Genomic DNA, 10,604 nt, shown 5'->3' with positions numbered 1-10,604 from the left:
GCCGGTGCCGGGGCAGCTGCAACCGCAGCCGGGGCCGCAGCTGCGGGCGCTGCGGGTGCGGCGGCGGGAGCGGCAGCCGCTTCCTTCTTGTCGCCTTCCGCGGCCGGAGCGGCGGGTTCGGGCAAGGAAGCGCCGGACTTGTTGGCCATGTACACCACGGCACGCGCGACTTCGTAGTCGGACAGCGTGGGGTTGCCGCCCTTGGCGGGCATGCCGCCCTTGCCGTGCAGGGCCACGTTCATCATGGCGTCGTAGCCCGCGGTGATGAAGGGCGCCCAGGCGGCGTTATCGCCCACCTTGGGTGCGCCAGCCACGCCGGCGGTATGACAGGCCGTACAGACGGCGGCGAAGACCTGTTCGCCGGTCTTGAAGACCTTGGGGGCATTCGCATCGACCAGCTGAAAACCCGCGACCGGGGCAATGCGCTTGGCGACGGCTTCTTGGGACAGCGTGTCCGAACCTGCTCCTGTCTTGTTGCCCGAGACCACCATGTTCACCAATAGGATGATGATGGCGATCGGGATCACGAAAGACAGGACGATCGTGACGATCAGTTGTTTCGGGGTCTTGATGGGGGAGGAGTGCTCTTCTATGTGTTCCTGCTCGTTGCTCATGACCAAATCCTGCTAACGGGTACCGGGGGCGCCTGGCGGCGGCAACAGAAAATCAGTACTGCACAAGTCGGCGGCATGGACGGCCCGCCTTGCAAGCAAACGCTGGATTATATAACGGTGTCATAGACACGCGTCCAATGCATCTGACCGGGTTTTCGCTGAGTTTGACCGTAGATTTGATCCTGTTCATGCAACTCCCGGAAAACTGGGTACAATACCGCCTCCTTGCGCTGCGCCCGTAGTTCAATGGATAGAATGAGAGTTTCCGAAGCTCTTGATACAGGTTCGATTCCTGTCGGGCGCGCCACCAAATCCAAGACTTACGTTTTTGGGTCCGTTTTGGGTCCAGAACGCGCGAATTTACGCGAGTACTTTGGACTTCCAATTACGGCTCCCGGGTAGGCAAATGCTCGGCATATAGGGCCGCCATCTTCGCCTTTTCCCGTTGGTTCGATTCCCCGTCAATCCACTTGGAATAGACGCCGAAGAACATCTACGCGTTCTTGTGACCCATCGTCCCGATCCCGGATGCCCAGCGCGGATAGCGTCTCTTCAATGCGTGGGCACGCGTCCAAAGTTCATCGCGTCGACTGACGAACTCAAAGCCCTGAACCTCCCCGGTGATGGTGGTGGGGCAAGCCTGCCTGAAACGCATGTCGAGCTTCTTCGCGCTGGGAAGGAGCAGGCGCGGGCAACACCGCTGGGCCTTTCAGGCGGGGCGCTTTGGCGCGATCAGCACTAATCGGCAGGCATTGCGATAGTCTCTTGGGGATGCGCCGTACATGCGCCGGAAGGCTCGCGAGAAATTTGAGAGATCGCCGAATCCGCTTCGGTAGGCAATTTCGGAAATGGCGATATGGCCGGGTGCATTCGCGAGTTCTTTGCCGCACCGGACCAGCCGCAAATGGATAACCGTCTGGGCAAACGATTTTCCACTCGGCTCGAACAACTTGTGTAGATAGCGCGGGGAGATGCGAAAGTGCTTCGCCACCGTCAGCGCGCTCATGTCGGGGTCGGGCAGGTGCTTCTCGATGTGACGGCAGACGGCCAGGTGCTGCTCGTGGCGAACCGCATGCGCTCCCAGCGCTTGAGCGTCGGTCGTAGCACCCGCGGCCGCGGCGATCAGCGCGACGAGGTGATTAGCAACGAGGTCCTTGGCCGTGGCGTCAAATTGTTCGCGGTAGGCAACGACGTTCCGAATCATTCCGGCAGCAATATTGCCTATGCCGTTCCCGCCACCGGTCAGCTCGAACAGTGTCTGTCGCCTTGACGGCAACAGCAACGGGGCAAGCCGCTGTCTCGGTATATGCACAGTAATCTGGCTGGTGTGGCCGGCAATCGACGCGGTCAATGGATCGCAATTGTCCAGCAGATAGAGGCTGCCGAGCCGCGTCACATGCACATCTCTTCCGTATTGCATCTGCTGCGCGGAGGAACTGAGCACCACCGTATACATATCGAATCTGTCGCGTGACATCTCCGCCGAGCCGCGGGCCAGGTTCTGCGGGCTGAGTGTGCTGTGGCTTATGAACAGGTCGTCAAACCGCTCCATCTCCAAGACGCAGGGAAATGGCTGCGCCCATCGTGACCGCTGGATGGCGGGTGAAAACGCCACGATGCCAGCCAGGATGCGATCCCGCCAGGCATCAAATTGCTCGGAAGGAGGCAGTTTCGCGTTCGACCAATTGATCCAGCGCGGTTGGACAGATTTGGTTGCCATGTCTACCCCTGGCCGGTCAGTACGACTTGACTCTTGACCCGCGACAGCCAAGCGCCGGGTCTCACTTTCAAGCCGTTGCTCAGATTTCGTTGAAATCCTACACCGTCTTCCGCCTGGAAAACTAAGGCCGGAACTCGCCTGGCGGACGTGTTGCCCGACCGCCACAGTCGGTGCGGTCCAGGGTGAAACCCGCTGCTTGGAGTGTCCTCCGAGGCGTGCGCAAAACCCCTGAACGCGATGCGCAAAAAGCAAGTTTTGCCTTGCCGGGATGCCAGACACTTGCTTGCCGCCCTGTGCAGTCAATGGGCACTTTTCGCGTTGTCCATGACTTGTGGGGCAACGCATGCGATGTGATTCATGGTTGATATTTTGAATAATTCCGGCCAGTACGGCCCGCCGCCAGCGGTAGGTAACGGTCGCCTTGCCATGCGCGCAACGCGCAAGTCAGCGGTCCCTCCCACGCACTTCCTGATCGAGCTCTACAACCGCGACCATCTTGCGACTGTGTATGGCGAGGAGTTCGCTGTGGCTGCTTTGTGCGCACTGCAACGTCGCGTGGGCGGGTGGGGCGGTTTGGTGGTCGCGGCGGATGCCTGGCGGTTCCTCGTGACCCTGCCCCGGCGGACGGAACGGGGCGATGACAATGCGCCGGCCGCCGACACGCAACCCCTGGTCGAGCGTTGGCAATTGGCGCTGAACGCAGCGCCGTTCATGCACGCTGCCCGACGTGCCTTGCTTGTCGTGGGCGTAGATCGCGTGGCTCTTGGCGTCGGGCGGAATGAGGCCGGCGAGGGGCTGTGTCCACTCCGGCAAATCGAATGTCGAAGCGGCGCCGTGCCCGAGTTGGCGCCGCCGCAGTGCGGATGGGCGTGGCGCTTTGACTATCAGTCCGACATGGCGGCGGCACTGGCGTTCCATCGGGCGCTCTCGCAGCGGCGCGCGAGCCTGGTTTTTCAGCCCATCGTCTGCGCCCGGCGTCTCGCCGCCAAGCCGAAGGGCGCGTCTGAACGAACTTCCTTGTCGGGGCAGCTCTATCAGGAAGCGCTGCTACGACTGTCTATGCTGCGTGACGAACCGGACCTGTCGCCGGGAGGACTTGTTGCCGCTCTCGAGCGCCTGGGTCTGGTGTGCCTGCTCGACCGGGCGGTGTTGTCGGCGGTCATCCGCCGTCTTGAAACCCATCCCGGCTTGCGTCTCGGATGCAACCTCTCCGCCATGAGCCTCGCCCCGGATCAGGGCTGGTGGAGCGGCCTGCTGGACCGCTTGCGGACACAGCCCACCGTGGCCGCCCGCCTTACCCTGGAGATCACCGAGACCGCGGCGCTACCCGATTTCGAGCGGGCGGTGGCTTTCGTCCGGCAGCTGAAGTCGCTGGGGTGCCAGATCGCCGTCGACGACTTCGGCAGCGGTCACACCCGCCTGGATTTCGTGCGCGCGATAGAACCCACGATCATCAAGATCAGTGGCGAATGGGTGGAGGCCGCCACGGTCAGCCGGGCCGCCACAGACCAATTGCAGCGATTGGGCGGCCTGGCCGCCGCGCTGTCGTCGCATGTCGTCGCCGAAGGCATCGGCTCGCAAGAACATGTGGCGGCCGCCTATGTCGCTGGCGTCGACTGGATGCAGGGCGTCGTTGCTGCGGCACCGGTCCCTGCTCGTCCGCGGGTCGTGCTGGCCTTGCCACGCGAGGCAGCTGCAGATGATGCCTCGCAAGTCCCGACACATCCGGATGCGCTGCCGAGGATGAGGCGGGAACCCGCCGGCATCGGCTGACGTAACCGGACCATTTCAGATCATTCCCGGCATCGGCATCTTCGAGGTATCCATGTATCGTGTTTTCTTCCACCCGTCGCTTTCGGCGCTGGCCGTGTCCGTCGCTGCTTCCCTGTTTTCCCAGAACGGCATGGCGCAATCCCTGCCGTCGGTTACCGCGACCACCCTCGGCACTTTTGCCCCCAACAACGCTGGCAATTCCACAGCCAATGCCGTATCCGCCGGCGGCAGCGTGGCGGTGGGCGACGCCAGCTTGCGTTCTGGCCTTGGCACTCACGCCTTCCGTTGGACCTCGGCTGGCATGACTGATCTTGGCACGCTGGCCAAAGGCAACGCCGGCAGCTCCACCGCCTATGGGGTATCGGCCGATGGCAACATCGTGGTGGGTAGCGCATCGACCGACGGAGGTGACACCCGCGCGTTCCGCTGGACGCCGCAAGGCATGGTCAGTCTTGGCACGCTGGCCCCGGGCAACGCGGGTAGCTCCGCCGCCCGTGCCATCTCGGCCGGTGGCGGGGTGGTGGCGGGGAGTGCCTCCACCGGCAATGGTGGTAGCCGCGCGTTCCGCTGGACATCGAAAGGTATGACTGATCTTGGCACGTTGGCCAAAGGCAATGCCGGTACCTCTACCGCCTATGGAGTGTCGAGTGACGGCAACATCGTGGTGGGCAGCGCATCCAGCGATAGCGCAGTCGAACGCGCGTTCCGCTGGACGTCGGAGGGCATGACCGACCTTGGGGCGCTGGCCATAGGCAAGGTCAATAACTCCGTTGCCGCCGCCGTATCCGCCAATGGCGGCGTGATCGCGGGATACTCATACAACAATGATGGCGTTACCACCATGCGCGCGGTCCGCTGGGATTCCGGTGGTATGGCCGATCTTGGCACGCTGAAGGGAAATGTCGGTACCAGTCAAGCCCTGGCCATATCCGCGGATGGCGGCACTATCGGAGGCACCGCTTCATCCAGCGCGGGTAAGTTGCATGCATTTCTCTGGCGCGCCGAGACAGGAATGATCGATCTGACGCCGGCACTCCTGCAAAGGTCATCCACGGTGATGGGCATCAATGCCGATGGCACGGTGGCTGCGGGGGTGACACAGGCGACCAACATAGGCCCATGGTGGGGCAAGGCCGCACTCTGGAAAATCACCTGGAAGCAGGCCCCCGTCGTAACTCCGTCCGACATCACCTCGCCGCCCGTCGTAACTCCGCCCGACGTCACCTCGCCGCCCGTCGTGGCACCACCCGAGGTGAGGATGGTGTATGTGGACAATGCCCGGTCGAGCCGCTGGCGGCTTGCCGGTGAAACCTTCAACGTGATGGAGCTGGTGCGCGGCGGGCTCGACGCGCGGCGCAATCCCTGCGACGTGGACGCCAAAGGCGTCATCTGCGTGCGCGGCGGGACTACCTATCAGGCGATCAAGCATGCGGATGACCAGTCTGCATCCCTGTCCATGGGTTACGGCCTGACTGACAAAGTATCCGCGGGCATTCTTCTGTCGACCTCCCTGACGGGGAACTTGCCCGAAAGCTATCGCCACAGCGGCAATAACATCAGCGTGGGCGCCTGGACCCGCTGGCGTCAGGCGGACGCGCGGGGCGCATGGTTTGCCACCCTGTCGGGCGCGGCGGCACAATCGCGCACCGATATCAGAATGAAGGACAGGGACTACTCTGATCCGGGGAATGCGAGACCCGATATCCGCGGGTGGAGCGCCTCTCTGGAAGCCGGTCGTGAAATGGTCCTCGGTCCGTCGGTGACGGGAAGGCTGTCGGGTGGCTTCAGCCATGACGAGGTGACACGCCAGCGCTACACGGACAAGGGCAGCGCCTTTCCGTTCACCTATGACGCGGCACGTTACCGCTTGAACTACCTCTTCGTATCAGTGGGTACGGATGTCGCGGTTACGCAAAAATTGCGCTGGGTCAGCCGTGCGCATGGCGAGCAGGACGTGACCGGCGGCGAGGTGGCGTTCCGCGCCAGTTCGCTGTATCTCGGCGACGTGAGCCGCACCGCGAAGATCACGCATACCCGCTGGAATATCGGTTCGGGCCTGGTGTACGCCCTGACGCCGGTCGTCAGCGTGTCGGTCATTCCTTGGGCGGGAAATTCCGCATTGGGCGACATGAGTTACGGCGGCAACGCATCCCTGACGGCCCGCTTCTGAGTCGTTGCTGTTCATGGGGCCAGGCGGCGGCGTGGCGGCCGTCGCGAGGACGGCCGCGAGGGCAGAGCTGTGCATGGGGGAGATTCCGGGGGCAGGGAATGTCCGGGGGATAGAGGGAAACGCCTCGTAAGCGCGATAGCGTTGAAGATGCTGGTGCTTAGGCCGATTCTGGCGACCAGGGTGTCAGACCTTGGCGCTCGAGTTCGTGGTGGACGGCTCGCCGCTCACCTGGGCTGCTACCTCGGCGAGCCAGCTCATCCACTTCCAGACGCAAGCCGCCGACTTTCGGACGTTACGCTCGCCCGGGGAATCATGCTTCCCCTGGCAGTGATCGCGGAAGTGCTTATCGCGAAACTGAGCCAGCGAGAGGGGTGTCGGCTCGTCGAACCACAGCCTGGCTGCATGGCGCCCGGGCCTGGCCGTGGATGGATATTCAAAAGTCGCGTCATGGCTGCGGAGCGTGCGCGTGCCCGCGAGGGTAGTTGACCTCATGCGGATCATCCCTAGGGGAGACCCTCGATATGCGAGGGGGATGGAGGGGCGAACAGCCAGCCATGAGCGGGATGGGTCTTCCGCGAATTCCTGACCCTTCCCTCCCGATCACCAAATCTGCAAGCGTCCTGCCGCCTCAGGTAGTGGTCTGCACATGCAGCCGGCTGGACTTGCAGCGGTGCAAGGCGCGATAGTGTTCCAGCGGACGTCCGTTGGCGCCATAGGCGATCGACTCGATGCGCAGCAAGGGTTCGGGTTCCTTCATCCCCAGCAATTCGCAGGTTTCGGCGTCCGGCTGCACGGCGTCTATCCAACGTTCCGCACGCACGATGCGCAGGCCGTACTGCCTGCGCAGCACGTCATAGAGCGAACGGTTTTCCAGGCGAGTGCGCTGCAGGCCCGGCACCAGGTCCGCGGGCACGGCGGTTTCCACCAGCAATTGCAGTTCGCCATCGACGCTGCGCAGCCGCTTCAGCGCCACCACCTGGCCGTCTTCGGTCAGTCCCAGCGAACTGGCCTCGTGCGCCGTCGGCGCACGCAGTTCCTGCCGCAGCACCTGGGTGCGCACCGTGCGGCCCTTGCGTTCCATTTCGTCCGAAAATCCCAGCACGGTGGAAACGAAGTCTTCGTCGCGCTCGCGCGCCGATACGAACGCGCCTTGGCCGCGTATCTTGTAGATCAGTCCGTTGCGGACCAGGTCCGCCAGCGCCTCGCGCACGACGATGCGCGAAATGCCATATTGCTCGCCGAACTCCGCCTCGGTGGGCAGCTTGTCGCCCACGGCCAGTTCGCCTTGCAGGATCTTGCCGCGCACCACGTCGCGGAACTGCGTCCAGAGCGGCGCGCCGGCGCTGCGGTCCAATATGGCTTCGGTGGAGATGGGGCTGCTCATGTCGTCAAGGAGGTGGAAATCGAACCTGCGGCCAGGGCGGCATTGGCGGGCTTTGCCCAGGACGCCTCGTCCGGAGGAAGTTGAACACAATGCCGGTCCCGCAGCGTTGCGGTGCAGGCCCGTAACTCGGTCTGCCGGCGCTCGGCGCTCCAGCCCAGCTCGGCTGCGGCGATATCGGCCAATTCGGCCAGCAGCGCCGGGGTGACATGGCCGCGGATGGCCAGCAGGGTGCGCCGTATTACCAGGTCGGTCAGGTGCTGCACGGCCGTTTCGCGGCAAAGATAGCGGATCTCGGCGGCGGAATGGTCCGGCGCGTGGCGCAAGGGCTTATCGCCCGCAGCCGCGAAATCCGCCGCCACGGCGCCCGCCCGTGAACCATAGCGCATGAACAGTTCGGTGACGCGCCCACGGTCCAAGGCGGTGGCTGCCTGGATGCTGTCCAGAAAGCGTTGCCGCCCCGACGCATCGGCGGGCATGCCCGCCCCGCCGCCGATGGCCACCTGCTCGGTTGACTGCCGCCGCGCGCGGCCCAACTGCTGCAGCACCGCGTCGGTTGCCAGTTGCGCCAGCGAACGGAAGGTGGTCCATTTTCCGCCCACCAGGCACACCATGGGGACCTCGCGCCGTGCGTTGGGCGGGTCGATCACCACCGCGTGATCGCGCGATATCTGTCCAGGCTTGTCGGCATCCGACTGGGCCAGCGGCCGGACTCCCACATAAGTGTAGACCACGTCATTGCGGCTGAAATCCAGGCGAGGAAACACCTCGCGCAAAACGCCGAGCAGGTAGTCGATCTCCGCTGGCTCGGTTGCGGCGAGGTCCGGGTCATCCACCGGTATGTCGGTGGAGCCCACCAGCACCCGGTCCAGGAACGGGTACACGATGCACACCCGGCCGTCGGAGGCCTCGAAGTAAGCCATGCGGCCTTGAAGCGCCGAGCGCAGTGCGGGATGGTCCAGGATCAGATGCGACCCTTTGGTGCCCATGACGCGTGAACCGGCGCCTTGCAGCGCGCCGGCCGCGCGGTCCAGCCAGGCGCCCGTTGCGTTGACCACCGTGTCGGCGGTCACTTGCACGGATTCTCCCGTCAGCGCGTCGCGCAGCGTAATGGCGCGGCCCTGGCATGCCGTCACGCTGCAATAGTTCGACGCGACCGAGGTCGGATGGCCGCGATGGGCATCGTCGATCAACTCCAGCACCAGCCATTCCGGATGCCGTATCCAGGCATCGTAGTACGTGGCTGTCCAGCGCACGTCCGCGCCGAACAGCGCGCCGTCCGCCGCTGGCACGCGCTCGATGCGATGTTCCGGCATGACGCGCTGGCTGCGGCCCAGCCGGTCGTAGAGACGCAAGCCCAGCCCCACTACGCACAGTCCCCGCGCGCCGGGCGAGGCGCTCAGGCCGGCAAAGCGCAACATGCTGCCCCACAAGCCGCCGAAGCGGCTGGATAGCGGCACCACGGTTTCCAGCGGATGTACCAGGTGCGCCGCGTTGCGCAGCAGCAGATTGCGTTCGCGCGTGGCTTCGGCCACCAGGGAAAATGCGCCGCTTTCCAGGTAGCGCAAACCGCCGTGGATCATGCGCGATGGCGCGCTGCTGGCGCCAGCGGCGATATCGTCCTTGTCCACGATCAGGCAGTCCACGCCCTGCAGGGACAGGTCGCGGAATACGCCCGCGCCGTTGATGCCCGCGCCGACGATCACCGTCGAAAAATGACGGCCCGCCAACGAGGCCGGACGCGCGAAGGGCGGTGTGCGCGGGGTCATCGGGCCGATCCCGCAAGATGGCCGAAGGCGGGAGCCATGCTGTCCACCAAGCCATGGAAGCCGGCGTAGAAATCGGCATGCGCCTGCGCCTCGGCGGCTTGCGGTTCGACCGCTTCGCAGGGGGCGGGCAGCAAGCCGTCGCCACCGGGGCTTTGCGATAGCGCGGCATACAAGGCGGCGCCACGCGCGCCGGTTTCGTCGTCGCCGCAGCGTTCCACGGCATGGCCCAGAAAGCCCGCCAGGAGGCGCGTCAGCCGCAAGTCCCGAGCGCCGCCGCCCAGGGCAGCGACCCTGCCTGGCACGCCCAGCCCAAGCGCCGCCAGGCGTTTCAGATGCCACGCATGCAGCGCCACCACCGCGTCGATCACGGCGCGAGCCATGTGCGCGCGGGTGTGATGTCCTTGCAGGCCGACATAGCCCGCGCAGGCTCCGGCCGGCCAGCTTCCGCCATTGATGAACGGCAAGAAGCGCAGGCCGTCGGCGCCCAAGGGCACGCCCATCGCGCATTCCACCGCAGCGGCGGCATCCGGGAACTGCAAGGTGCGCGCCAGCCAAGCCACGTTCGCCATCGACGAGGGGCTGTTTTCCAGATAGAGCCTGCGGCCCGGATCGCCGAAGCTGACGATGGCGCCCACCTCCGGTTTCGGTTCGCGAGCCGGCGCCACTACGGCATTCACGCACCAGGTGCCGAGCACGGCCACGGCATGGCCTTCGCGCTCCGCGTTCACTGCCTTCAGTGATGCGAGCAGATCGATCGCGCCCAGTGCCACGGGCAGGCCGGCGGGCAAACCGAAGGCGGCCGCCCGGGCCGGCCGCAGCCGGCCGATCACCGTGCCGCTGGGCGCGATGGGCGCCAGCGCCGTGGCTGCCAGGCCAGACAGGCCGGCGGCCTCGAAGGCCATCGTGGACCAGGCCCCGGCCTTGAGCGATAGCAGGCCCGCGGTGCTGGCGTCGCTGGCGTCCGTGACGATCTCGCCGGTCAACAGGAACCCCAGATAGTCCTTGGCGAACAGCAGGTGGCGGATGCGAGAGAGCTGTCCGGCGTCCGCGCCGAAGAGCTCCGCGGCGATCAGCGACGACTGCCCCGCCCACGGCCGGCATCCCACTTCGTCATACAGCGCATCCCCCATGCGGCGGTCCAGCGCCCGGGCGCGGGCGGCGGCGCGCTGGTCGGTCG

Annotated in this window: 7 protein-coding genes and 1 tRNA gene; 3 read left to right on the top strand and 5 right to left on the bottom strand. The window is 65.1% G+C overall.

Annotated features, from left to right (window positions below; genetic code table 11):
* The coding region (locus tag VIR09_RS21025; RefSeq protein ID WP_332014609.1) for a c-type cytochrome at positions 1–614 on the bottom strand (614 nt) is incomplete at its 3' end.
* A gap of 232 nt (positions 615–846) precedes the next feature.
* On the opposite strand from VIR09_RS21025, the gene VIR09_RS21020 reads away from it, so the two are divergent.
* Positions 847–921, top strand: a tRNA-Arg gene (locus tag VIR09_RS21020).
* 402 nt (positions 922–1,323) lie between these two features.
* Here VIR09_RS21020 and VIR09_RS21015 read toward each other — a convergent pair.
* The gene (locus tag VIR09_RS21015; protein ID WP_332014608.1) at positions 1,324–2,334 is read right to left on the bottom strand and encodes a helix-turn-helix domain-containing protein; all 1,011 of its coding nucleotides are present in this window, start codon (positions 2,332–2,334) and stop codon (positions 1,324–1,326) included.
* A 357-nt stretch (positions 2,335–2,691) separates the two neighbouring features.
* On the opposite strand from VIR09_RS21015, the gene VIR09_RS21010 reads away from it, so the two are divergent.
* On the top strand, positions 2,692–4,107 hold the full coding sequence (locus tag VIR09_RS21010; protein WP_332014607.1) for an EAL domain-containing protein: 1,416 nt from the start codon (positions 2,692–2,694) through the stop codon (positions 4,105–4,107).
* Positions 4,108–4,159: 52 nt separating this feature from the next.
* A complete protein-coding gene (locus tag VIR09_RS21005) occupies positions 4,160–6,277 on the top strand; it encodes a hypothetical protein (RefSeq protein WP_332014606.1) in 2,118 nt (705 codons plus the stop codon).
* A gap of 628 nt (positions 6,278–6,905) precedes the next feature.
* Here the strand turns inward: VIR09_RS21005 and VIR09_RS21000 are convergent.
* From VIR09_RS21000 to VIR09_RS20990, 3 genes are all read right to left on the bottom strand, one after another.
* A complete protein-coding gene (locus tag VIR09_RS21000) occupies positions 6,906–7,661 on the bottom strand; it encodes a GntR family transcriptional regulator (protein ID WP_332014605.1) in 756 nt (251 codons plus the stop codon).
* Entirely contained in the window at positions 7,658–9,427 is a 1,770-nt protein-coding gene (locus VIR09_RS20995; RefSeq protein ID WP_332014604.1) for a glycerol-3-phosphate dehydrogenase/oxidase, read from the bottom strand. Before VIR09_RS20995 ends, VIR09_RS21000 begins: the two co-directional genes overlap by 4 nt.
* Positions 9,424–10,604 (bottom strand): FGGY family carbohydrate kinase (locus VIR09_RS20990; RefSeq protein ID WP_332014603.1); only part of this gene is annotated, 1,181 nt, incomplete at its 5' end. The genes VIR09_RS20990 and VIR09_RS20995, both read right to left, overlap by 4 nt.

The organism is Achromobacter sp. (assembly GCF_036567245.1).
Taxonomy (GTDB): domain Bacteria; phylum Pseudomonadota; class Gammaproteobacteria; order Burkholderiales; family Burkholderiaceae_B; genus Achromobacter.
This window is presented reverse-complemented; position numbering and strand designations above follow the sequence as displayed.